The sequence below is a fragment of the Parahoeflea alexandrii genome (genome assembly GCF_027214025.1).
Taxonomy (GTDB): Bacteria; Pseudomonadota; Alphaproteobacteria; order Rhizobiales; family Rhizobiaceae; genus Hoeflea; species Hoeflea alexandrii_A.
The window spans coordinates 515,751-538,070 of record NZ_JAPWHB010000001.1 but is presented as its reverse complement, the minus strand read 5'-3'; the positions used below and the strand labels follow the sequence as shown (position 1 = coordinate 538,070).

Sequence of the window (22,320 nt, the reverse complement as noted above, 5' to 3'; positions counted from 1 at the left end):
AAGGATGCTTGCCACACATCAGCATGGAACCAAAGAACAATGCGCGCAGAAACCCAGGTCGTTGTCGACGAAATCAAGCAGGCCATAAGCCTGCTGAGGAGGCATCTTTGACTGGGAACCTGCCCAGAAACGCCTGGAATGGCTGAACGCCAAGGCTGAGGATCCATCGATCTGGAATGACGCGCAGGAAGCCCAGAAGCTGATGCGCGAGCGCCAGAATCTCGATGATTCCATCAACGGGCTGAAGCGCCTCGAAACCCAGCTCTCCGACAATCTCGAGCTCATCGAGATGGGCGAGGAGGAGGGCGATGCCAGCATCGTCTCCGAGGCCGAGGCCGCACTCAAGGAGCTTCGCACCGAAGTCACCCGCCAGCAGATCGAATCGCTGCTGTCGGGCGAGGCCGATGCCAACGACACCTATCTCGAAGTCCACTCCGGCGCCGGCGGCACCGAAAGCCAGGACTGGGCCAACATGCTTCTGCGCATGTACACCCGCTGGGCCGAACAGCACGGCATGAAGGTGGAGCTCATGGAAATCCATGACGGCGAAGAAGCCGGCATCAAGTCGGCGACGCTGCTGGTCAAGGGCCACAATGCCTATGGCTGGCTCAAGACCGAATCGGGCGTGCATCGCCTGGTGCGGATTTCGCCCTATGACAGCCAGGCCCGCCGTCACACCTCGTTCTCGAGCATCTGGACCTACCCGGTGATCGACGACACGATCGATGTCGACATCAACGAGAGCGACTGCCGCATCGACACCTATCGCGCTTCCGGCGCCGGCGGCCAGCACGTCAACACCACCGATTCCGCGGTCCGCATCACCCACAATCCGACCGGCATCGTCGTCCAGTGCCAGCAGGAGCGCTCGCAGCACAAGAACCGCGCCAAGGCCTGGGACATGCTGCGTGCCCGCATCTACGAAGCGGAACTGAAGAAACGCGAGGAAGCGGCCAACGAGGAGGCTGCGTCCAAGACCGAGATCGGCTGGGGCCACCAGATCCGCTCCTACGTGCTTCAGCCCTACCAGCTGGTCAAGGATCTGCGCACCGGCACCGAAAGCACCAACCCGCAGGGCGTGCTCGACGGCGACCTCGACGAATTCATGGAAGCAGCCCTCGCCCAGCGCGTCTATGGCGGTGGGGAAGACGTCGCCGACATCGATTGATCGCACCGTCAACACTGTGGCAAAATCGTGTCGGTCCGCGGCTGAATGTGGCGGCCAGGTATCTGAAAAGTTTAAATTTTTGTAAATTGAACCGGCGGATGAAACGGCGTTAGTTTGCCTTCCGAAGCCGGATCGAGCCGGTGGAGATAGAGATAGCTTTCTTCACGACGCGACTCGACCAGACGGTTTCGTTCAACCCGGCAAGGTCCATGACATCTTAGGAACTTTCGGCCTTGCCGGACTTCAAGATGGAGTGACAACTATGCGTGTTATTCTTGCATCCCTGACTGCCGCAACCATCCTGGCCTCGTCGGTGGGCGCGTTTGCCGCCGGCACCATGTCGACCGGGACCATCAAGACCTTCGACGCCAAACAGAACGTGCTGACCCTCAGTGACGGGACTGCCTATTCGTTGCCCAAGGGTTTCAAGGACCCCGGGCTCAAGGCCGGTGGCAAGGTCGAACTCGGCTGGCATATGCAGAATTCCAAGCATATGGCGGACACTGTGAAGCTTATCCGATAGCTTCAGCCGTCATGTCCGACAGGACGGGGGCCTGATGGCCCCCGTTTTGCTTTCGTCAGTGCTTCCGGCGCAGTCGCGACAGAAAAAAGTCTTCTCAGTTGCTCGATCGTTCCACCTGGATGTCGCCGACATCGTCGATGTAGACAACCCAGGTCTCCGGCTCGACCACTTTCGGGTCCGTCTTGAGATAGACATAGGCGCCGAAACCTTGCTGCGTTGCCGCTCCGGTTGAATCCTCGGGCCGGATATCGGTGATGTAAGCGCCGAGACTGTTGATTTCCTCGATGCCCGCGCTCGTCAGGAGCTGCGGTCCATCGGGCGTCAGCGCGATGTGCTGGAGCTCGAGGAGCGAGCGGTTGTCTTCGCCGCGAATGGCGATCAGCCGATAGTAGCCGCGCTGCTGCGCACCTTCCTCGGCCTTTTCCCAATAGCCGCCGCTGGTGACGAACAGGATGCGCGGCGACAGGCCGCCGGCCAGTTCCGCGGCCTCCTGGGCAAATCCCGAGGCGGGCAGTGCCGGCGCGAGACAGGCAAGCACCAGAGCCACTTTCGATAGTCTACGGATCATCACGAAACCTCCGTTCGAATAAACTCAGTAGAGGAATTGTTCGGCCAATATGCGGTCATTCCATGAATGGCTGGAATCGGTCAGAATCCGCGTGGTCGATTCCTTGGATTCGGCCACCTGTACCTGGGTCACCGATTTGACTTCGACATGATCGGCCACCGCGTTGACCGGACGCTTGTCGCATTCCAGCACGTCGATGGTGACCGTCACCTTGTTGGGCAGCAGCGCGCCGCGCCAGCGGCGTGGCCTGAACGGGCTCACAGGCGTCAGTGCCAGCAACTGCGCATCGAGCGGCAGGATCGGGCCGTGGGCCGAGAGGTTGTAGGCCGTCGATCCGGCAGGTGTCGCCACCATCAGGCCATCGCAGATGAGTTCCTCCATCCGCACCTGGCCGTCGATCGACAATTGCAGCTTGGCCGCCTGGTAGCTTTGCCTGAGCAGCGAGACTTCGTTGATGGCAAGCGCCCTGTGGGTTGCGCCATGCTTGTCCTTCGCGGTCATTTCGAGCGGGCGGATGATGTTTTCCACCGCGGCGTCGATCCGGCCCGGAAGGTCTTCGTCCGAATAGTCGTTCATCAGGAAACCGACCGAGCCGCGGTTCATGCCGTAGACCGCGCGGCCGCTGTTCATCTGCTCGTGCAGGGTTTGCAGCATGAAGCCGTCGCCGCCCAGCGCCACGACCACGTCGGCATCCTGCTGGCGCGTATTGCCGTAAAGCGCCGCGAGGTGAGCCGCAGCCGCCTGCGCGTCGGGCGCCGATGAGGCGATGAAACTGAATTTCCAAGTCATGTGATGAGCTTACTCCCACTCCTTGAAAGACAATGGCGACTGGCAGGTCAGGATGCAAGAGGAGGTGTGTGGCGTGCTTGCCGAAATGCCCGGGATCGGCCGGCGAGGCCGGGAGCCCCGCGCCGGGGCAGGTGGGTTAAGCCTGTCGTGTTCGGGGTTGCCGGTTTCGGCGGAGACCGCAAACCGGGATCAGCCAGGCTGTACGGGCGCGTGCGGCGGGGCGGTGTTGCCGGCGGCAGTAGGCCTGATCCTCAGCGCCCTGAGCGCATTGAGGATTGCAGCGACATCGATGACTTCCTGCAGCAGCGCGCCCTCGACCGGGGTCAGGTATCCCAAGCCCGCCGCAATCATCCCGGCCACCGACAGGCTGATGCCGACGGCGACGCTCTGAAGCGCGATCCGCTGCGCTCGTTGGGCGATCTCTACCCCGGACAGCAGCCGGTCGAGATGGTCGACCAGCAGCACCACATCCGCCGCTTCCGCCGATGCCGCGGCCCCACGGGCTCCCATCGCCACGCCGATATCGGCGGCGGCCAGCGCCGGTGCGTCATTGACGCCGTCGCCAACCATCATCACCGGGCCGTTCTTGCGTTCGGTGAGAACCAGGAGAACCTTCTGATCCGGGGTCAGGTCGGCGCGTACGGCATCAAGCCCGAGCCCTTCGGTGACGGCGTCGGCCACCGCGCGGCGGTCACCGGTGGCGAGCAGGATGCGGTCGATGCCGCGATTGCGCAGTCCGGCCAGCATCTCGGCCGTGCCCGCCCGCAGGGTATCGGCCATGATGATGTGGCCCGCCGACTCGCCATCCACCGCCAGCGCAACCATGACCTCGCCGGTTTCCGCCCGCCTGACCGGAGACAGCGGCAGGCCGAGCTTCGCGGCGATGAAGCCCGATCCGCCAACGGCGACCTTCCTGCCGCCAATGGTTCCCGAAATGCCTTCGCCGGGTGTTTCGACCAGATTCTCGGGGAATGGCAGTGCGGCGCCGCGCGCCTGCGCTTCCGTCACAAGGGCCTGTGCGATCGGGTGTTTCGATCCCTGGTCGAGCGCCGCAGCGAAGTGAAGCACCTCGGATTCGGACAGGTCGCCATAGCTTTCGATCGCCACGATCACCGGCCTGCCGTCGGTCAGCGTGCCGGTCTTGTCGAGGATCAGCGTCCTGATCCGCGCTAGCTTCTCGAGCGGCTTCGCGCCCTTGATCAGCACGCCGAAATGAGTGGCCCGGGAAAGGCCCGCAACCAGCGCCACGGGGACTGCCAGGATCAGCGGGCAAGGTGTTGCGACAACCAGGACTGCGACGGCCCGGATCGGATCCCCCGTGAGCCACCAGGCGGCAAAGGCAATCGCCACGGTGATGGCGAGGAACACCAGCGAATAGCGATCTGCCATCCGCGCCATCGGCGCCTTGGATTTCTGCGCCGTCTCGACCAGCCTGACGATGCCGGCATAGGTGCTGTCCCGCGCCTCATGGGTCGCCCGCAAGTCGAAGGCTTCTCCGGCATTGGTTGATCCGCTCATCACCTCGGCACCGCGGTCAAGCCGCACCGGCAACGATTCGCCGGTCAGGGCCGATTGGTCGAGCATCGCCCTGTCGCTGGCAACCAAGCCGTCGACGGGCGCCACATCCCCTTGCCGGATGAGCAGCAGATCACCCGGTTCGATCGCGTCCAGCGGCACTTCTTCCAGCGTGCCGTCCAGGCGCCGTGACGCGGTGCGCGGGACCCGCGACAACAGGCTTTGCATCTCGCGGCGGGCGCGGCCCTCGGCGAAACTCTCGAGCAATGTGCCGCCCGAATACATCAGCGCCACCACCGCCGCAGCCAGTGTCTCGCCAAAGGCCAGCGCGGCCGACATCGACAGCATGGCAACGATGTCGAGCCCGACTTCGCCGGCTCGGAGGCTTCTGACGATTTCGAGGACAAGACCCGCAAGCACCGGAACGACGCCGGCGGACCAGGCAAGATCTGCGGCGCTGGCGAAACCGGCGAAGCTCAGCCCGAGGCCGACAATCAGGCCGGCAAGCGCGATCGCCAGAAGCGCCACCTTCAAACGGTCATGAAGAAAATCGGTCACGTCAATTGCCATCCCTTGAATGCTGGATGCCGCACCTTGGTGCGCATCATGATGCTCCATCTTCCCGCCGCAGTGCGCCTGAAGCCAGCGAAATCTGTACCGGGAGATGAGGCGATTCCCGGAGCGCTGTCCAATGCCCCTTACGCGGCAGGCCAATCCCTGTGCGGCCGGAGCGCAAAGCAACAGCAGCGCCCGATCTGTACGCCAATGAGAACGGGAGGTTCATTGCCGCCCGTCAATGGGGGTATCGTTCAACTGACGGCTTGTCTTGCTGTCAGGGCACGATAAAGATGACGGTATTGTTGTTGACCCGGACGCAGGATGGATGCGGATGTCACAGACACACGTGCCGCTCTGGCTGCTGGTTGCCTTGCAGGCTGCAGTCTCCGGCGTCAGCCTCGTCGTCGAGATCGTCGCCGGGCGGATGCTGGCTCCCTATGTCGGCATGTCGCTCTACACCTGGACGTCGATCATCGCCGTTGTCCTGGCCGGGTTTTCTGCCGGGCACTGGTGGGGCGGCCATATCGCCGAGCGCCCGGCGCGACAGGCTCTGGCGACGACCGGCTGGGTCATGCTGGCAGCCGCATTCTCCACGGCCGGGGCTCTGCTGCTGTTGCGGCTGATCGGCGGGCCGGTGCTCGCTTCTGTCGAGCACCCGGTCTTCGGCATCGTCATCCTGACAACCGGCGTGTTTTTTCTTCCCTCCCTGTTTGCCGGAGTGCCGGCGCCTGTTCTGGCGCAGATCGCGGTGATGCAGCAGGACGCCCGGTCTGGCCGGTCGCTGGGCGCCATGTTTGCCGCCGGCGCGGTCGGCGCGATTGCCGGAACGCTGCTGGCGGGCTTTGTCTTCATTCCCTGGCTTGGGACATCGCTCACGCTTGCGATCGTCACCGCGATCTATCTCTTCGCCGCCGCGCTCCTGCTCTGGCTTTCCCGCCCGGTCAACCGTCCGGGGGTGGCATTGGTCGCCTACGCCCTGGTCATCGCGCTCGGAGCTGTCTCTCTCACCCGCCTGTCGAGCTGCACCACGGAAAGCCAGTATTTCTGCATCCGGGTACTGGATGTGTCGGCGCAGCCGGAATCACCGGTCAGGCGGCTGGTGCTCGATCACCTGTCACACGGCACCTCGGCCCGGGATCTGCCGCGAACCATGTTCTCGGAATTTACCGCCATGTTCGACGCGATCGCCAGGGGCAGGCTGGAGCCGGGTCCTTTCTCCGCATTCTTCATCGGCGGCGGCACCTATTCGGTTCCCCGCGCCTGGGCCGACCGCGACACCGGGCCGATCACCGTGGCCGAGATCGATCCGGAAGTGACCCGGACGGCGGTGCAGGAGTTCTGGCTTGAGCCCGAAGGCATGACCATTCTTGATCAGGATGCCCGCGTCGCCCTGCAGAAACAGCCGGATGCCCGCTTTGATGTGATTGTCGGCGATGCCTTCGGCGATATCGCTGTCCCGCCTCATCTGATCACCCAGGAGTTCTTCCGGCTGGTCCGCTCCCGGCTGTCGGACGATGGTGTCTTCCTGATGAATGTCATCGATTTCCCCGAGCGTCTAGAGGCGCTGAGCGCCATCACGGCAACTCTTGCGTCGGTGTTTGCAAGCGTCGAGATCTGGACCGAGGAAAGCCTGCCGAGCCCAGGCGAGCAAAGGGTGTTCGTCCTGGTCGCGGCTGACAGGCAGACGCCATTCTCCGTGGTCACCGCGGCGGCGCCGGATCCGACGCGCTTTGCCGCCATGGCGCAGAGTTTCACCGACCGGCTGGTGGCGCGCAGTTCACCCGCAATCCTGACTGACGACTACGCCCCTATCGACCGGCTTCTGGGCGGGCATTTCTAAACCTGCGGCACCCGGCTCGCAGCACGGTAAGTCGTCTGATCCGCCAGCCTTGCCTTTGCCAAGGCTAGCGCCGCCACAGGGTGTTCTGCTCATGCTTCATGATCGTTGTGCGCAGGTTGGAAAATTCCGCATCGATGAAGCGGCGGAACCGCCTGACGGACGGGCGGTCGTTTTGCAGCGGGTTCCACATCTGGCCCAGGCTCCGCTCCGGATGGTTGATCCGGATCGGCAGCGCCGCAAGCGCCTGTTGACGGCGCAGCATGAAGACCACGGAGTAGGGCAGAACGGTCAACGCATCCGAGCGGGTCAGGATGTTGAGAATCGAGGCCAGCGTTCCGCCTGAGAAACTCACCTTGAAATCGGTCATGCCGATACCCGCCAGAATGCTGCGCAGATCCTGATACAACGGGCTTTCAACCGGTGGTGCAATCCAAGGATAGGGCGCGATCTCCGACAGGCGCAGCGAAGGCTTGCCGGCCAGCGGATGGGTGGGGGAACAGGCAATCACGTTGCGCCCGTCAAGCAAGGCAGAAAATTCAAGGGTCTCGGGCAGGGCACCCGGATCCATCGGGCAGATGGCGACATCGAGCGCATTGCTGTTGAGCTGCCGCGAAAGGTCGGCGGCGTAGGCGTAGGATTGCTCGATCCGGATTTCGGGATAGGCACGCTGGAACTCGGCGATCATGCCGGAAATGACGCCGTCCATGAAAAACGGCGTTCCGCCAACCCGCACCACGCCGGACTTCCCGTCGACATACCGCTTGACCAGGGCGGAAGCGGTCTGATTGGCGGCAAGCACCTTGCGGCCCTCTACCGCCAGCGCCTGGCAAAGATCGGTGGGTTGAAGCGGTCGCCGGTTCTTCTCGAACAGCCGTGCGCCGATGCGGGCCTCAAGCATGGCGACAGTGCGCGAAACGCTTGGCTGGGACTTCCCCAGCGCCTCGGCCCCCTCGGTGAGACCGCCATTGTCGACAATGGCTGCGATGATCTCCAGGTGACGCGAGTCTATCTTCATAACTCGAAGGTATATAATCTCGCAGCAATTGGATCAAGATACCCATCATGGCGTGATAGAACCATCCCAGAGCCCACGGCCCAGAGGAGACGGCCGGCGGGTGCGAGGAGGTTCGATGTCGTTTTTTCAGGCCAGTTTTGACGCCCGGAGTGCCGCGGTCCGTGTCCGATTCGGCGCTGGCGTCCGTCACAAACTTGCCGACGAGATCGGTCGCATGGGCTGCCATCGTGCGCTGATTCTGTCGACACCGCCGCAAGCCGACGGCGCCATGCAGCTTGCAGCCGACCTGAAAGGGTTGGCGGCAGGCGTTTTCACCCGCGCTGCCATGCACACGCCGGTCGCCGTCACCGAAGAGGCAATGGAGCATGCGCGCTCCGTTAACGCCGATTGCCTTGTTGCGCTTGGCGGTGGTTCTACCACCGGCCTCGGCAAGGCCATTGCCTATCGGACCGATCTTCCCCAGATCGTCATTCCGACCACCTATGCCGGCAGCGAGGCGACGTGGATTCTGGGGCAGACCGAAAACGGCGTGAAAACCACCTTGACCGACCCGAAAGTCCAGCCCGAAGTCATTCTCTATGACGCCGAGTTGGTGCGCACGCTGCCAGTGGACATGACTGTGACCAGCGCGCTCAACGCCATGGCCCATGCGGCGGAAGCGCTCTACGCCGAAAACCGCAACCCGATGTCGACCATGCTTGCCATCGAGGGACTGAGGGCCTTTGCCGCGGCGCTGCCGAGGGTGATCGAAAATCCGCAGGATCTCGACGCCCGCGGCGAAACCCTCTACGGCGCCTGGCTCTGCGGCACCGTGCTCGGACAGGTCGGCATGGCCCTGCATCACAAGCTTTGCCACACGCTGGGCGGAGCCTTCGATTTGCCGCATGCCGAAACCCATGCAATCATTCTGCCGCATGCGATCGCCTTCAACGCGCGCGCGGTGCCGGATCAGCTGGCGCCGGTGGCCGAGATTTTCGGCGGATCCGAGCCCGGTCGGGCGCTGTTTGACTTTGCCAGCTCCATGGGCGCGCCTTTGGCCCTTCGAGACCTGGGGCTCAAGCGCGACGACATTTCCAGGGCCGCGGATCTTGCCACGCGCAAACCCTACTGGAACCCGCACCCGGTTACCGGACCGGCAATCGATGAGCTGTTGCTGGCCGCCTGGGCTGGAGACCCGCCGGCCGCATAGGGAACGAACCTTTGTCATCAATCATTGGGAGGAAGCCATGATTACTCGCCGTACACTTCTGAAGACGACCGCCGCAACCGGGTTGACGCTCGCAGCCGGAGGCTTGGCCGCACCCGCCATCGCGCAGGGCGCCAGGATCAAGCTGGGCTATGTCAGCCCGCAATCCGGACCGCTTGCGGCCTTTGCCGAGGCTGACAATTTCATCCTGTCCAATTTCAGCGCCTCGGAGGTTGCCAAAAATTTCGAGGTGATCGTCAAGGACAGCCAGTCCAACCCGAACCGCGCGGCTGAAGTGGCCAAGGAACTGATCGTCGATGACGAAGTCGACATGATCCTGGTCGCCTCGACGCCGGAAACCACCAACCCGGTCGCGACAACCGCGGAGGCCGAGGGCATTCCGGTGATCTCGACGGTTGCGCCATGGCAGCCCTGGTTCATCGGCCAGCAGGGCAATCCGGGCGCGCCTGACAGCTGGCAACCGTTTGACTATGCCTATCACTTCTTCTGGGGTCTGGAGGACGTGATTTCGGTGTTCACCGCCATGTGGGGCCAGCTCGAAACCAACAAGCAGGTCGGTGGCCTGTTCCCCAATGACGGCGACGGCAATGCCTGGGGCGATCCCAATGTCGGATTCCCGCCGGTGCTCGACAAGCTCGGCTATGGCCTTGTCGATCCGGGCCGCTACCAGAACCTGACCGACGATTTCTCGGCCCAGATCAATGCCTTCAAGCAGGGCAACGTCGAGATCGTCACCGGCGTTCCCATCCCGCCGGATTTCACCACCTTCTGGAACCAGGCCAAGCAGCAGGGGTTCACGCCAAAGGCCGCTTCCATCGGCAAGGCGATCTTGTTCCCGCAGGCCGTCGAGGCGCTGGGTGATGCCGGCAACAACCTGTCCTCGGAAGTGTGGTGGTCGCCAAGCCATCCGTTCAAGTCGTCGCTCAACGGCCTGACTGCGGGTGAGGTGGCCGCTGCCTATTCCGAAGCCACCGGCAAGCAGTGGACCCAGCCGATCGGCTTTGTCCATGCGCTGTTCGAGCTTGCGACCGACGTCATGGGCCGGGTCAGCGACGCCGGCGACAGCGACGCGGTGGCGCAAGCCATCGCCGCCTCGAACCTCGCAACCATCGTCGGACCGATCGCCTTTGACGGCAAGGGTCTGCCGCCGTTTGCCGCCAAGAACATCTGCAAGACCCCGCTGGTCGGCGGCCAGTGGCGGCTGAAAGACGGCGGCGGCTACGATCTTGTCATTGTCGACAACTCCGATCAGCCGTCGATCCCGACCGGCGGCACGATGCAGCCGATCGTCTGACCCCGATACCGGCTGGCCTGGGCAATATGCCGCCCGGGCCAGCGTTCCTTTCCCATACAAGCAGCGGTTCAAATGGCCATTCTTGCCCTCAAGAACGTATCGAAAAGCTTTGGCGCCCTGAAGGTGACAGACGATGTCAGCTTCGAGGTCCCCGAAGGCCAGGCGCTGGGCATCATCGGCCCCAACGGCGCCGGCAAGTCGACGCTGTTCAACCTGATCACCGGAAACATCTCCGCGGACAGCGGCACCGTGGAGTTCCTTGGCCGCGACGTGACCCGGACGCCCGCGCGGCAACGCTGCCTCGCGGGTATCGGGCGCTCGTTCCAGATCCCGCAGCCGTTTTCCAAGCTGACCGTCTATGAGAACCTGCTGGTTGCGGCCACCTTCGGCCAGGATCGCAGCGAGAACGAAGTCGCCCAGACCTGCGCCGTCATCCTCGAACGCACGGAATTGATCGCCAGGGCGAACCACCCGGCCGGCGGTCTGTCGCTGCTCGAACGCAAGCGGCTCGAACTGGCGCGCGCCATGGCGACCCACCCGAAGCTGTTGCTGCTAGATGAAATCGCCGGCGGCCTGACCGATGGCGAATGCCAGTCGCTGATCGAGACCATCAAGGCGATCCATGCCGAGGGCGCCACCATCATCTGGATCGAGCACGTGCTGCATGCGCTCAATTCGGTCGTCGAGCGGCTGCTGGTGCTGGATTTCGGCAAGGTGATCGGCATCGGCGAACCGGCCGCCATCATGGAGTCCAAAGAGGTCCGGGAGATCTATTTGGGGATCGACATATGACGGCGCTGCTCGAGACCCGCGGCCTGACGGCGCGGTACGGGGATTTCCAGGCGCTGTTCGGGGTAGACCTGGTGCTCGATGAAGGCGAGACCATCGCCATCATCGGCTCCAACGGCGCCGGCAAGACAACGCTGATGCGCTCGATCGCCGGGGTGCTGACCAATCCGGTCGACAGCATCCGCTTCGAGGACCGCGCCATTGGCGGCAGGCCGGCCGACGAAATCATGGCCATGGGTATCGCCATGGTGCCGGAAGGCCGCAAGCTGTTTCCGTCATTGAGCGTCGAGGAGAACCTGCAGATCGGCGCCTACGGCCGCCAGACCGGCGGTTACTGGTCGCTCGAGACCGTTTACGAGCTGTTCCCCGTGCTCAAGGAACGCCGCAACAATCCGGGCACCGCGCTTTCAGGCGGGCAGCAGCAGATGGTCGCCATCGGCCGTGCGCTGATGAGCAACCCGCGGGTCTTGCTCTGCGACGAGATCTCGCTCGGGCTGGCGCCGGTGATCATCAAGGACATCTACAAGGCGGTTCCGAAGATCCGGGCATCCGGAGCCTCGATGATCGTGGTCGAGCAGGATATCGGGCAGGCGATGGCTGTCGCCGACCGGGTCTATTGCATGATGGAAGGCCGGATCACCCTGTCCGGCCGGCCCTCCGATCTCAGCCGCGAGGCGATCCACAACGCCTATTTCGGAGCCGCCGCATGATCTGGGTCGATACCATCATCCAGGGGATCCTGCTGGGCGGGCTTTATGCGCTGTTCGCCGCCGGCTTGTCGCTGGTGTTCGGCATCATGCGGCTGGTCAATCTCGCCCATGGCGACCTGATCGTGCTCGGCGCCTATCTCATCCTGCTGCTGGTAACGCTGACCGGGCTGTCACCCTTCGTTGCCGCCGCCGTCGCCATGCCCTTCATGTTCGCGCTCGGCTACGGATTGCAGAAATTCATGCTCAACCGGGTGCTGGGCGATGACATCCTGCCGCCGCTGCTGGTGACCTTCGGCTTGTCCGTGGTGTTGCAGAATGCGCTTCTCGAAGGCTTTTCAGCCGACAGCCAGCGCATCCAGTCCGGCCCGCTTTCCAGCGCATCGGTCGAAATCGCCGGACTGAACCTGGGCGTCATGCCGCTGTTGACCTTTGCCTCGGCGCTTGTCGTCATCATCGGGCTCAACCAGCTGTTCTACCGCACCTCGCTCGGCCGGGCCTTTCGCGCGACCTCCGATGACCCGACGACTGCGAGCCTGATGGGCATCAAGCCCGCCGGCATCTTCGCCAAGGCGACCGGAATCGCGATGATCATCGTCACCATCGCCGCACTCTATCTCGGCATGCGTTCGAACTTCGATCCGAGCATCGGCCCGGCGCGCCTGATCTATGCCTTCGAGGCGGTCATCATCGGCGGGCTCGGTTCGTTGTGGGGCACGCTCGCCGGCGGCGTCATCATCGGCGTCGCCCAGACCGTGGGTGCTGCGATCAATCCCGAATGGCAGATCCTGGCCGGGCACATGGCCTTCCTGGTCGTGCTGCTGCTGCGCCCACGCGGCCTGTTCCCGAGAGCGGTGGACTGACCATGAGCGAGCTGCCTACAGACTATTCGGTCCAGACCCGCACCCGGGCCTCCTCGATCTCGGCAATCGTCGCCCTGGCGCTCGTCGTTCTGGCGCTGGCCCTGCCGGCATTCGCCTCGCGCAGCCTGATCCAGGATATGTTCTTCATCCTCACCATGCTGGTGCTGGCCCAGTTCTGGAACCTGCTCGCGGGCTATGGCGGACTTGTCTCGGTCGGCCAGCAGGCCTTTGTCGGCATCGGCGCCTATGCCATGTTCGGGGTCGTCATTCTGCTCGGGTTCGATCCGGTTGCCTCGATCCTGATCGGAGGCATCGCCGCCCTGGTGCTCGCAATCCCCACCGCGTTCTTCGCCTTCCGCCTGCAGGGCGCCTACTTCGCCATCGGCACCTGGGTGATCGCCGAGGTCGTGCGGCTCCTGGTGGCGCAATGGAAGCAGGTCGGCGGCGGCACCGGCACCTCGCTGCCAAGATCGGCCACCAGCGACATGTGGTTCACCGGAGCGATCGAGACACTGTTTGACGTCAAGAGTGCGGCCGCGCGCGACATTCTCGCCTACTGGCTGGCGGTGTTTCTGGCGGTTGCCACCATCGCCGGGATCTATTGGCTGCTCAGGACCAAGCGCGGGCTCGGACTGGCCGCAGTGCGCGACAACATCGAGGCGGCCAAATCCGTCGGTGTCGATGCCGTGCGGATGAAGTGGCTTGTGTTCCTGGTCTCGGCCTTCGGCACCGGGCTCGCCGGCGGGCTGATCTATCTGCAGAAGGCGCGGATCTCGCCGGACGCTGCGTTCTCGCTGCAGGACTGGACCGCCTATGTGATCTTCATCGTCGTCATCGGCGGCATCGGCACCATCGAAGGGCCGATCCTGGGCGTGCTGGTGTTCTTCATCCTGCAGTCGCTGCTGGCCGACTATGGCAGCTGGTACCTGATGGCGCTCGGCGCCATCGGAGTCGCCATCATGCTGTTTGCACCGCGCGGGCTGTGGGGGCTGTTTTCCGATCGCACGGGCATCGAGCTTTTTCCGGTGCGCCGACGCCTGATTGGCGGGGGTATCTCCGGCGGGCGCCTGTCCGCCACATCATCATCATCGAAGGAGGAATAGATCATGGCTGATATCGAAACCGACGTCCTGATCATCGGCACCGGCCCCGCCGGATCGGCGACGGCAGCGCTTCTGTCGACCTATGGCATCGAGAACATGGCGGTCAACCGCTACCGGTGGCTCGCCAACACGCCGCGCGCCCACATCACCAACCAGCGCACCATGGAAGTGCTGCGGGACCTCGGCAGGGAGGTCGAGGACGAGGCCTATCTGTTCTGCTCGCACCAGGACCTGATGGGGGAGAACGTGTTTTGCGAAAGCCTGGCCGGCGAGGAGATCGGCCGGATGAAGAGCTGGGGCAACCATCCGCTGTCGAAGGCCGAGCACCTGTTGTCCTCGCCGACGATGATGAACGACCTGCCGCAAACCTTCATGGAGCCGCTGCTGTTCAAGACAGCCTGTTCGCGCGGCACGCAAGCCCGGATGTCGACGGAGTATCTCAGCCACGTGCAGGATGCCGATGGCGTGACCACCACCTGTCTCGACCGCCTGACCGGCAAGCAGGTGACCATAAGGTCGAAATATCTCATCGGCGCCGATGGCGGCAATTCGAAGGTAGCCGAACTGGAAAAGCTGCCATTCGAGGGCCAGATGGGCGTCGGCGGCTCGATGAATATCATCTTCAAGGCGGACCTGAGCAAATATGTCGCCCACCGTCCTTCGGTGCTCTACTGGGTCGTCCAGCCCGGCGCCGATGTCGGCGGCATCGGCATGGGCCTGGTGCGCATGGTGCGCCCCTGGAACGAATGGCTGATCGTCTGGGGCTACGACATCAACGGCCCCGAGCCGGTGGTCGACAACGCCTTTGCCAGCAAGGTCGTGCGCGATCTGGTCGGCGACCAGTCGCTGGAGCCGGAAATCACTTCGGTGTCGACCTGGACGGTCAACAACATGTACGCCACCCACATGCAGTCAGGCCGCGTCTTCATCATGGGCGACGCCGCCCACCGGCACCCGCCGTCGAACGGGCTTGGCTCCAACACCTCGATCCAGGACAGCTTCAACCTGGCCTGGAAACTGGCGGCCGTGCTCAAGGGCCAGGCAGGCGAGGGCCTGCTCGACACCTACAGCAAGGAGCGGGCGCCCGTGGCGAAACAGATCGTCACCCGCGCCAACCAGTCGATCGGCGAGTTCGGACCGATCTTCGAGGCTCTGGGGCTGACGGAATCGACCGACCCCGAGGTCATGCAGGCCAACATGGACAAGCGCTGCGACGCTGGCGCCGATGCCGAGCGGCAGCGTACGGCGATCCGCGAGGCCATCGCCTTCAAGAAATACGAATTCGATGCCCACGGCGTCGAGATGAACCAGCGCTACAAGTCCGGCGCGGTCGTTACCGACGGACAGATGGAGCCGGCCTACGAACTCGATGCCGAGTTGCATTACCAGCCCACCACATGGCCCGGCGCCCGCATCCCGCACGCCTGGGTCTATGACCGCGACGGCGGCAGGCATTCGACGCTGGACCTGGTCGGCCGTGGCCGGTTCACCATCCTGACCGGGATCAGCGGCGAGGCCTGGGCCAGGGCGGCCGGGAAGGTGGCGTCGTCGATGCGGCTTGAGCTGGCGGTCCACGTCATCGGGCCGCGCCGCGACATAGTCGACCATCACGGCGATTGGGCCCGGGCGCGGGAAGTCGCAGAAAGCGGCTGCGTGCTGGTCCGTCCCGATCAGCACGTCGCCTGGCGCGCGGAGGAGTTGTCCGACAACCCCGAGGCCGATCTGATGCGGGTGCTGACCGCGGTCCTGCATCGGGATGCGGCGGCCACGCTCCGGGCGGCGCAGTGAGGGGAATGATCATGGAAACGCACGAACAGGGCTTCTTCACGGAAGAAAACTCCGCCGACGTGGTGATCAGCCGCAACGCCAAGGCCGGCGACCAGCGCCTGGCCGAGGTCATGGCGGTGATCACAAGGCATCTGCATGCCGCGGTCAAGGAAATCGAGCCGACCCAGGAGGAATGGTTCGAGGCGATCATGTTCCTCACCAAAACAGGCCAGATGTGCAACGACTGGCGGCAGGAATACATCCTGCTGTCCGACATCCTGGGCGTCTCGATGCTGGTCGACGCCATCAACAACCGCAAGCCTTCGGGCGCCTCCGAATCCACCGTGCTCGGACCGTTTCATGTCGCCGATGCGCCCGAACTGCCGATGGGCGCCAACATCTGCCTCGACCAGAAGGGCGATCCGATGCTGGTCAAGGGGCACATTCTGGGCACCGACGGCAAGCCCATCGATCACGCCAAGATCGATGTCTGGCAGGCCAATGACGAGGGCTTCTACGATGTCCAGCAGAAAGGCATCCAGCCCGACTTCAACCTGCGCGGTGTATTCCGCACCGGTCCGGAGGGCGCATACCACTTCAAGGGGGTGAAGCCGAAATACTACCCGATCCCGGACGATGGACCGGTCGGGCAGCTTCTGCGAAAGCTCGGCCGCCATCCCTACAGGCCGGCCCATCTGCACTACATCCTCGAAGCGGAGGGTTATGAGACGCTGGTGACGCACATTTTCGATCCCGATGATCCCTACATCAATTCCGACGCGGTCTTCGGGGTGAAGCAAAGTCTTCTCGCCACCTTCGAATGGGTGGAGGATACCGACCGGATCGCGGCTGCCGGGATGGAGGGACCCTATTACGAAGTGGTGCACGATTTCGTGCTGGTTCCAAAAGCCTGACGCGAAGCGGCGAGCACGGCCTGCCGGCCGCGTCCGATCAATAACCCGGGCAGGAGACGGATTGCCTGCCTGACCCGGTCTCAACGCGCGTGCTAGTAGGTTGCTCTGCCGCCGGAGAGGTCGAAGACGCCGGCCGTGGTGAAACTGTTCTCGCGGGAGCAAAGCCAGGCGATCATCTCGGCGGCCTCGTCGAGTTCGAGGAAGCGGCCGCGCGGGATCTTCGAGAGCATGTAATCGATGTGGGTTTGTGCCATCTGATCGAAGATGCGTGTCCGCGCTGCCGCAGGGGTAACGCAATTGACTGCGATGTCGAGCCCGGCGAGTTCCTTGCCCAGCGACTTGGTAAAGCCGATCACGCCGGCCTTGGAGGCGGAATAGGCGGATGCATTCGGATTGCCTTCCTTGCCGGCAACAGAGGCGATGTTGACGATCCGGCCATAGGCCTGAGCCCGCATGGACGGCACCACGGCTCGATTGACGTGAAAGGTCCCGTTCAGGTTGACCGCGACGATCTTTGCAAATTCATCCACCGGGTACTGATCGACCGGAGCATTCGATCCGGCGATGCCGGCTGAATTGACCAGGATGTCGATACGGCCAAACGCGTCGAGTGTTTTCGCGCAGGCGCTTTCGACATTGTTCCAGTCAGAGATGTCCACCTTCAATGCTATGGCGTTATCGAGTGTTTGCGCGGTGCGATTTGCCAGCTCCTGGTCAAGATCCCACAAGGCAATCCTTGCGCCGCCCTTGTTCAACCGCCGCGCCACGGCCTCACCGATACCCTGGGCGCCGCCGGTAACGATTGCGGTCATTCCCTGGAATTGCTGGTCATTCATGCGTTCTCTCCCCGATCATTCATCTGGCTGTGAGTGCCGCAACCAGGCTGTGCTGGTTGCGCATTCCTGCTTCGCCGACCCACGGATTTCGATCTCCCTGTCCGCTTCGGCGAGTGCCTGCGGCCTCGCATCGTGCTTCGGTTCAGCGCCGATCGCCATCCATTCGTTCAAAAAAAAAGACGTAGGGGTATGGCAACCAACCCCGGGGCATCGCGACCCGTGGTGATGCTGCTAACCTTGGGTCCGTTGCCGTCCATATTCATGCAGGCAGCGGGGCGGTGACTTTGGGAGAAGTGGTCCGCGCTTGCTTAGGGAGGAAGACAATGAAGAAGGCATTATTCGCTTCGGTTGCGACATGCTTCTTGCTGCCCGCGGGAGCAATGGCCGAGGATACAATCAAGATCGGCGTTCTGGTTGCGCTGGAAGGCGTTTTTGCTGCCGGCGGCGCCGATGGTGTCCGCAATGTGGAATTGGCAGTCGAGCAGGCCGGCGGCATGGCCGGCGGCAAGAAGATCGAACTCGTGGTGGCACCCAGTGACACGACGCCGGACACGGCAGTGCGCCAGGCGCGCAAGCTGATCGAGCAGGATGGCGTGGACATCATTCTCGGGCCGCTCTCCGGCTCGGAAGGCATCGCCATGCGCGACTACGCAAAGACAGTGCCCGACAAGACCATTATAAATGGTATTTCCGGCGCGCTTGAAACGACCTGGGTCGATCCGGCCCCGAACTTCTTCCGTTTCAATCTTGATGGCTCTCAATGGGGCGCCGGCCTTGGCTCATATGTGGTCAAGGAGAAGGGATGGAACAAGGTTGCCACGGTGGCTGCCGACTACTCCTTCGGCTACACCAACTTCCTTGGTTTCGCTGTCGATTTCTGCCGTTCCGGCGGTGAAATCGTCGAGCGGTTCTGGGTGCCGCTGGGCTCCTCCGATTTCGGTGGCGTGATTGCGGCGATGCCCGATGACATCGATGCGATCTATCTCGGGGTTGGCGGCACGGACGCCATCAACTTCCTTAACCAGTACGAACAGGCCGGTGCGGAAACCAATCTTATTGGCGGCACCATCATGGCCGACCAGACCGTCCTGACCTCGAAGGGACGGGCGAAGGATGCGCTAATCGGCACGCCGACATCCGGTCCGCTGGCCACGGACGATCCGAGCCCGGCATGGCAGGCTTACGTCAAGGCCTATCAGGACGCATTCCCGGAAAGTGAACGGTTCCCGTCGCCATCACTGTTCGGCGTTGGCTACTATGTCGCAGCGCTGGCGGCGATCCAGGGCATCAACGAAGTCGGGGGAGATCTGGGCGACGGACAGGCCAAACTGCGGGAAGCGCTCTCGACCAAGCCGCTTGATACCCCGCTGGGCACAGTAACGCTCAACGAGAACCGTCAGGCATCGGGTTCGGTCTTCATCACCGAAGTGGTTGAAGACGGGGCAGGCGGCCTCAAGGTCGAGCTCAAGTCACGCGTCGACAATGTCAACCAGACGCTGGGCATGACGCCGGACGAATTCCGCGCAATGGGCCTTCCCTCACGCGACACACCTGACTGCACCGCGCTCGGTGGCAAGGGCTGATACACACCAAGGCCACTGGCCGGGAACATGCTCCCGGCCAGTGGCGGGTCTTCACGCCCTGTCTACTCTCGTCCTTGGTTGCCAGGCTCCACCAAGGGGCCGGTTGTTGTGAGAGAATGGATTTATGTCATTGATTTCATTCATGACCCGGATTCATTTCGCCGACCGCGTCCTGGAGGACGCCTTGCCGGAGGAATTGCGCAAGCTGGACATAAGGCGCCCGTTGATCGTCACCGATGAGGCTGGCGAAAATGAAGATTGCCTGGAACGGCTTATCGATGCGCTTCCGGCGGATTGCGCACCTGTCCATCTGAGCGGGTATCGGCCGCAGGTCAAAGCATCGCAGGTTCGCGCCGCATCGAAGACCTATCTCAAGAACGGCTGCGATGCGGTGATCGGCTTTGGTGGCGCCGTTGCCCTCGATCTGGCGCGGGTGATCGATGCGCCTCCCAAGAGAGGTAATCAGGCGCACTTGCTGACGATACCGACAACCACTGAAAGCGTTGGACTAGGTCCCATTGGCGGAGCGATTTCCGACCTGCCGATCCTCAATCCCAAGAACCCGTCGGTTGTCCTTTGCGATGCCACTCTGACGCTTGGCAACAACGCATATGCGACGGCAATTGCCGGAATGGATACCCTTACGCATTGCCTCGAAGCCTATCTGGGAACCGCGTTCAATCCACCCGCTGATGGCATTGCGCTGGAAGGGTTGCGGCGGGCCATGCGCCATTTGGCGCGCGCGGTCGAAGACCAGAGTGACGTGGAGGCTCGTCGCGAGATGCTCGCGGCAGCACTCAACGCAGGGCTGTCGGCGCGAAAAGGGCTCGGTGGCATCGATGCAGCTGCACGAGCGCTGGAAGCCGAGGCAGGCATGTTCGGGCGGCACGGTTCGCTCAATGCGGCTCTGCTTCCTCACATTCTCAGCTTCAATCTGCCTGCTGTAAGCGACCGGCTTCCCGTGGTTCGTGAAGCAATCGGATTGCGGGCCGGCTGCGATGTCGCTTCGGCGATCACCGAGCTGGGAGCCAGGCTTGGTCTGCCCGAGAGGATCGGACCATTGGGCCTGGGGCGGGCGTCGCTTCGTCGCGCGGCGCAGGCTGCCGCAGTAGACCCTGCAAACCAAACCAATCCCCGGTTGGCGTCCGCAGAAGACTATCTACGTTTGCTCGAGGAGGCTTTTTAGTGTGCGCTGCGGTAGTTTTTTCAAATAAAGGTGTCGAAAAAACATGTGTTTACGGCAAGAAAATTCCGCGTTATCGTTTCTGTAAAGCGCATCTTAAGAACGCATGAGGGAGGAGAATGAGCACTGCATTGTCTGTGTTTCATGGTGCTTTCGGGAGAGTGTGCCTATATTTGATGGATCGCGGAATGGTGCCTCACGGACACCGCGAAGGTCATCTTGTTTTCCATATTCAGGGCCCGCCGGCCGAGATGGTGGTCAATGATCGCCGCTGGCCATTGGCCCCGGGGCAGGCGGTTGCGGTCAGCCCCTGGCAGTCCCATCATTACAACCGTTTGCACCGTGAGGGGCCAACTTTGGCCCTTGTTCTCTATATCCGCCCGGCCTGGTTCCTCGAGGCCTCGCGCCGGGCGACAGCATCGCTCAGTTTCGGTCGCGTCGGCATTGAAGTAACCGATCAGCTGGCGCGGCTGGTTTTCGGCACGACACAATCGATGTTGGATCCCGACAAGGAAGATGCTCTGCTGGAGGAGCGGTTGTGCTCCCTCACGCAATTGGCGTTTGATCAATCATTGCAATGGACGAGCAAGGGCGATTGTTTCACCGGCCCAATGTTCGCCAAGCGCGATTATCGCATTCGCAATGCCTTGCGAGTCTTGCAGCAGCGCGTCGGTGAGGCCTTGGCGCTGGATGCAGTGGCGCGTGAAGTCGGCCTGTCGCGGCCGCATTTCTACAAACTGTTCCGCGAACAAATCGGATTGACTCCGAACCTCTATCTCAATGCCTTGCGTATGGAGCGAGCCATCGAACGGCTGGCGGTTACTCAGGAGGCGGTGTCCGATATCGGTTTTGATCTGGGCTACTCAAGCCAGGCCAGCTTTTCGCGGTTCTTCATAGCAAACGGCGTCGTTCCTCCATCGGCCTACCGCCGCAGCATTCATGTCGCTTAGCCCGGATGATGTTTTCCCGACCCTGAGCGCAACGAAAAGACTGTCGGGTATGCATGCAAGGCTTTGAAGGGGCTAGGATCTGTTTATTGGTCCGGCAAGGCCGGGCCGAAATTACGGGCTGGACGCATGAGAGGTTTTTACAGTCGCAGACCGATCTGGTCGTTGATCATCGCCATCGCGGTGGCGATCGTGTTGTGGCTGATCTTCGCACCATGGCCTGAGGGTCTGGTCGACGCGATCGGGGCAAAGCGTATTTTCCTCAATGCGTTTTTCGGCGGAATTACCCTCGGTGCGCTGTACTTTCTTGTTGCATCCGGTTTCACGCTGATCTTCGGGCTGATGCGCAACGTCAATCTGGCGCATGGCTCGCTGTATCTGCTGGGCGGATATGTCGGTTATGAGGTGTCCGACGCGACCGGTTCATGGGTTCTGGCCTTTCCGGTGGTGTTCATCGTGGTGGCGGCGCTCGGGCTGATTTTGCAGAACCAGGTCTTCCGCCGCATGGAAGGCGAGGAACTGCGCCAGACGATGGTGACCATCGGGTTGTCGGTGGTGATCGCGGACATCATGCTCTGGATCTGGGGAGGGCAGTCCTACACGATCTTGTCGCCCGAATGGCTGAGCGGCCCGACGGTGCTGCCGATCATCTCATCGATCAAATCCAGCGGCGACGTGGTCTACCTCAAATACCCGGCAGTGCGCATTGCGATCCTTGTCGCGGCCATCGCCATCGGCATCGCGATGTGGCTGGTGCTCAACAAGTCCCGGCTTGGCATGCTGATCCGCGCCGGTGTCGATGATCGTGAAATGCTCGCCGCCTCCGGTGTCCGGATCCAGTATGTCTTTCTGGCGGTTTTCGCCTTCGGCGCCGGCCTTGCGGGAATGGCGGGCATCGTCGGCGGCACATTCCAGTCGCTGTCGCCCGGCGAGGATACGCGCTTCCTATTGGCAAGTCTGGTCGTGGTGATCGTCGGCGGCATGGGATCGATCCCGGGCGCTGCCATCGGGGCACTGGTGATCGGTCTGTCCGAACAGATCGGGCTTGTCTATGCCCCGACCTACTCGGTTGTCTTCACATTCCTGATCATGGCCGCAGTGCTGGCCTTCCGCCCCCAGGGCCTGCTCGGATCAACGCGATGAGGGATGAC

The 22,320-nt window shown here is 62.7% G+C and carries 20 protein-coding genes; 15 read left to right on the top strand and 5 right to left on the bottom strand.

All coding sequences use genetic code 11. The annotated features are described in order from the left end of the window. The first annotated feature begins 39 nt into the window (after positions 1 to 39). A protein-coding gene (gene prfB, locus O4H62_RS02665) for a peptide chain release factor 2 (RefSeq protein WP_269385578.1) occupies positions 40 to 1,168 on the top strand; the annotation gives its coding sequence in 2 pieces (ribosomal slippage) (positions 40 to 108 and positions 110 to 1,168; 1,128 coding nt in all). Between the two features lie 262 nt (positions 1,169 to 1,430). Beyond that, positions 1,431 to 1,691, top strand: coding sequence for a DUF1344 domain-containing protein (locus O4H62_RS02660; RefSeq protein WP_269385577.1), 261 nt, complete (start codon positions 1,431 to 1,433; stop codon positions 1,689 to 1,691). Positions 1,692 to 1,785: 94 nt separating this feature from the next. On the opposite strand, the gene O4H62_RS02655 is transcribed toward O4H62_RS02660, so the two are convergent. From O4H62_RS02655 to O4H62_RS02645, 3 genes are all read right to left on the bottom strand, one after another. Continuing rightward, positions 1,786 to 2,259 (bottom strand): hypothetical protein, encoded by a 474-nt coding sequence (locus tag O4H62_RS02655; RefSeq protein ID WP_269385576.1) that lies wholly within the window; start codon positions 2,257 to 2,259, stop codon positions 1,786 to 1,788. A gap of 24 nt (positions 2,260 to 2,283) precedes the next feature. After that, positions 2,284 to 3,048 carry an NAD kinase gene (locus tag O4H62_RS02650; RefSeq protein WP_269385575.1) on the bottom strand — a complete coding sequence of 255 codons (765 nt, stop codon included), beginning with the start codon at positions 3,046 to 3,048 and terminating at the stop codon, positions 2,284 to 2,286. Positions 3,049 to 3,237: 189 nt separating this feature from the next. Continuing rightward, entirely contained in the window at positions 3,238 to 5,133 is a 1,896-nt protein-coding gene (locus O4H62_RS02645; RefSeq protein ID WP_430538359.1) for a heavy metal translocating P-type ATPase, read from the bottom strand. A 319-nt stretch (positions 5,134 to 5,452) separates the two neighbouring features. Here O4H62_RS02645 and O4H62_RS02640 point away from each other — a divergent pair, with 319 nt between their 5' ends. After that, a complete protein-coding gene (locus tag O4H62_RS02640) occupies positions 5,453 to 6,961 on the top strand; it encodes a fused MFS/spermidine synthase (RefSeq protein WP_269385573.1) in 1,509 nt (502 codons plus the stop codon). Between the two features lie 64 nt (positions 6,962 to 7,025). Here the strand turns inward: O4H62_RS02640 and O4H62_RS02635 are convergent, their stop codons facing one another. After that, positions 7,026 to 7,976, bottom strand: coding sequence for a LysR family transcriptional regulator (locus tag O4H62_RS02635; RefSeq protein ID WP_269385572.1), 951 nt, complete (start codon positions 7,974 to 7,976; stop codon positions 7,026 to 7,028). A 115-nt stretch (positions 7,977 to 8,091) separates the two neighbouring features. Between O4H62_RS02635 and O4H62_RS02630 the strand changes: the two genes are divergently transcribed. The 8 genes from O4H62_RS02630 (at position 8,092) to O4H62_RS02595 (ending at position 16,620) form a co-directional block, all read left to right on the top strand. Next, positions 8,092 to 9,165: a maleylacetate reductase gene (locus O4H62_RS02630; RefSeq protein WP_269385571.1), complete on the top strand. Its 1,074-nt coding sequence runs from the start codon at positions 8,092 to 8,094 to the stop codon at positions 9,163 to 9,165. 37 nt (positions 9,166 to 9,202) lie between these two features. Next, complete coding sequence (locus O4H62_RS02625; protein ID WP_269385570.1) at positions 9,203 to 10,477, top strand: ABC transporter substrate-binding protein; 1,275 nt, start codon at positions 9,203 to 9,205, stop codon at positions 10,475 to 10,477. A 72-nt stretch (positions 10,478 to 10,549) separates the two neighbouring features. Continuing rightward, positions 10,550 to 11,269: an ABC transporter ATP-binding protein gene (locus O4H62_RS02620; RefSeq protein ID WP_269385569.1), complete on the top strand. Its 720-nt coding sequence runs from the start codon at positions 10,550 to 10,552 to the stop codon at positions 11,267 to 11,269. Further along, positions 11,266 to 11,976 (top strand): ABC transporter ATP-binding protein, encoded by a 711-nt coding sequence (locus O4H62_RS02615; protein ID WP_269385568.1) that lies wholly within the window; start codon positions 11,266 to 11,268, stop codon positions 11,974 to 11,976. The genes O4H62_RS02620 and O4H62_RS02615 overlap by 4 nt, the downstream gene beginning before the upstream one ends. Then, on the top strand, positions 11,973 to 12,836 hold the full coding sequence (locus tag O4H62_RS02610; RefSeq protein ID WP_269385567.1) for a branched-chain amino acid ABC transporter permease: 864 nt from the start codon (positions 11,973 to 11,975) through the stop codon (positions 12,834 to 12,836). The genes O4H62_RS02615 and O4H62_RS02610 overlap by 4 nt, the downstream gene beginning before the upstream one ends. A 2-nt stretch (positions 12,837 to 12,838) precedes the next feature. Next, positions 12,839 to 13,939 (top strand): branched-chain amino acid ABC transporter permease, encoded by a 1,101-nt coding sequence (locus tag O4H62_RS02605; protein ID WP_430538358.1) that lies wholly within the window; start codon positions 12,839 to 12,841, stop codon positions 13,937 to 13,939. A gap of 3 nt (positions 13,940 to 13,942) precedes the next feature. Next, positions 13,943 to 15,727: an FAD-dependent oxidoreductase gene (locus O4H62_RS02600; RefSeq protein WP_269385566.1), complete on the top strand. Its 1,785-nt coding sequence runs from the start codon at positions 13,943 to 13,945 to the stop codon at positions 15,725 to 15,727. Between the two features lie 11 nt (positions 15,728 to 15,738). Next, on the top strand, positions 15,739 to 16,620 hold the full coding sequence (locus O4H62_RS02595; protein ID WP_269385565.1) for an intradiol ring-cleavage dioxygenase: 882 nt from the start codon (positions 15,739 to 15,741) through the stop codon (positions 16,618 to 16,620). 92 nt (positions 16,621 to 16,712) lie between these two features. On the opposite strand, the gene O4H62_RS02590 is transcribed toward O4H62_RS02595, so the two are convergent. Beyond that, positions 16,713 to 17,456 carry an SDR family NAD(P)-dependent oxidoreductase gene (locus O4H62_RS02590; protein ID WP_269385564.1) on the bottom strand — a complete coding sequence of 248 codons (744 nt, stop codon included), beginning with the start codon at positions 17,454 to 17,456 and terminating at the stop codon, positions 16,713 to 16,715. 380 nt (positions 17,457 to 17,836) lie between these two features. On the opposite strand from O4H62_RS02590, the gene O4H62_RS02585 reads away from it, so the two are divergent. The 4 genes from O4H62_RS02585 to O4H62_RS02570 all read left to right on the top strand — a co-directional run bounded on the left by O4H62_RS02585 (position 17,837) and on the right by O4H62_RS02570 (position 22,312). Then, complete coding sequence (locus O4H62_RS02585) at positions 17,837 to 19,039, top strand: ABC transporter substrate-binding protein (protein WP_269385563.1); 1,203 nt, start codon at positions 17,837 to 17,839, stop codon at positions 19,037 to 19,039. A gap of 124 nt (positions 19,040 to 19,163) precedes the next feature. Further along, complete coding sequence (locus O4H62_RS02580) at positions 19,164 to 20,225, top strand: iron-containing alcohol dehydrogenase (RefSeq protein ID WP_331284441.1); 1,062 nt, start codon at positions 19,164 to 19,166, stop codon at positions 20,223 to 20,225. A 116-nt stretch (positions 20,226 to 20,341) separates the two neighbouring features. Then, positions 20,342 to 21,172, top strand: a complete 831-nt coding sequence (locus O4H62_RS02575; protein ID WP_269385561.1) for a helix-turn-helix domain-containing protein — start codon at positions 20,342 to 20,344, stop codon at positions 21,170 to 21,172. Positions 21,173 to 21,298: 126 nt separating this feature from the next. Then, the gene (locus O4H62_RS02570) at positions 21,299 to 22,312 is read left to right on the top strand and encodes a branched-chain amino acid ABC transporter permease (protein WP_269385560.1); all 1,014 of its coding nucleotides are present in this window, start codon (positions 21,299 to 21,301) and stop codon (positions 22,310 to 22,312) included. Positions 22,313 to 22,320: the final 8 nt, after the last annotated feature.

Bases quoted from the DNA above. Each gene is read 5' to 3' on its own strand.
- O4H62_RS02660 (WP_269385577.1), top strand. From the start codon at position 1,431: ATGCGTGTTATTCTTGCATCCCTGACTGCCGCAACCATCCTGGCCTCG.
- O4H62_RS02655 (WP_269385576.1), bottom strand. From the start codon at position 2,259: ATGATCCGTAGACTATCGAAAGTGGCTCTGGTGCTTGCCTGTCTCGCG.
- O4H62_RS02650 (WP_269385575.1), bottom strand. From the start codon at position 3,048: ATGACTTGGAAATTCAGTTTCATCGCCTCATCGGCGCCCGACGCGCAG.
- O4H62_RS02645 (WP_430538359.1), bottom strand. From the start codon at position 5,133: ATGGCAATTGACGTGACCGATTTTCTTCATGACCGTTTGAAGGTGGCG.
- O4H62_RS02640 (WP_269385573.1), top strand. From the start codon at position 5,453: ATGTCACAGACACACGTGCCGCTCTGGCTGCTGGTTGCCTTGCAGGCT.
- O4H62_RS02635 (WP_269385572.1), bottom strand. From the start codon at position 7,976: ATGAAGATAGACTCGCGTCACCTGGAGATCATCGCAGCCATTGTCGAC.
- O4H62_RS02630 (WP_269385571.1), top strand. From the start codon at position 8,092: ATGTCGTTTTTTCAGGCCAGTTTTGACGCCCGGAGTGCCGCGGTCCGT.
- O4H62_RS02625 (WP_269385570.1), top strand. From the start codon at position 9,203: ATGATTACTCGCCGTACACTTCTGAAGACGACCGCCGCAACCGGGTTG.
- O4H62_RS02620 (WP_269385569.1), top strand. From the start codon at position 10,550: ATGGCCATTCTTGCCCTCAAGAACGTATCGAAAAGCTTTGGCGCCCTG.
- O4H62_RS02615 (WP_269385568.1), top strand. From the start codon at position 11,266: ATGACGGCGCTGCTCGAGACCCGCGGCCTGACGGCGCGGTACGGGGAT.
- O4H62_RS02610 (WP_269385567.1), top strand. From the start codon at position 11,973: ATGATCTGGGTCGATACCATCATCCAGGGGATCCTGCTGGGCGGGCTT.
- O4H62_RS02605 (WP_430538358.1), top strand. From the start codon at position 12,839: ATGAGCGAGCTGCCTACAGACTATTCGGTCCAGACCCGCACCCGGGCC.
- O4H62_RS02600 (WP_269385566.1), top strand. From the start codon at position 13,943: ATGGCTGATATCGAAACCGACGTCCTGATCATCGGCACCGGCCCCGCC.
- O4H62_RS02595 (WP_269385565.1), top strand. From the start codon at position 15,739: ATGGAAACGCACGAACAGGGCTTCTTCACGGAAGAAAACTCCGCCGAC.
- O4H62_RS02590 (WP_269385564.1), bottom strand. From the start codon at position 17,456: ATGAATGACCAGCAATTCCAGGGAATGACCGCAATCGTTACCGGCGGC.
- O4H62_RS02585 (WP_269385563.1), top strand. From the start codon at position 17,837: ATGGCCGAGGATACAATCAAGATCGGCGTTCTGGTTGCGCTGGAAGGC.
- O4H62_RS02580 (WP_331284441.1), top strand. From the start codon at position 19,164: ATGTCATTGATTTCATTCATGACCCGGATTCATTTCGCCGACCGCGTC.
- O4H62_RS02575 (WP_269385561.1), top strand. From the start codon at position 20,342: ATGAGCACTGCATTGTCTGTGTTTCATGGTGCTTTCGGGAGAGTGTGC.
- O4H62_RS02570 (WP_269385560.1), top strand. From the start codon at position 21,299: ATGAGAGGTTTTTACAGTCGCAGACCGATCTGGTCGTTGATCATCGCC.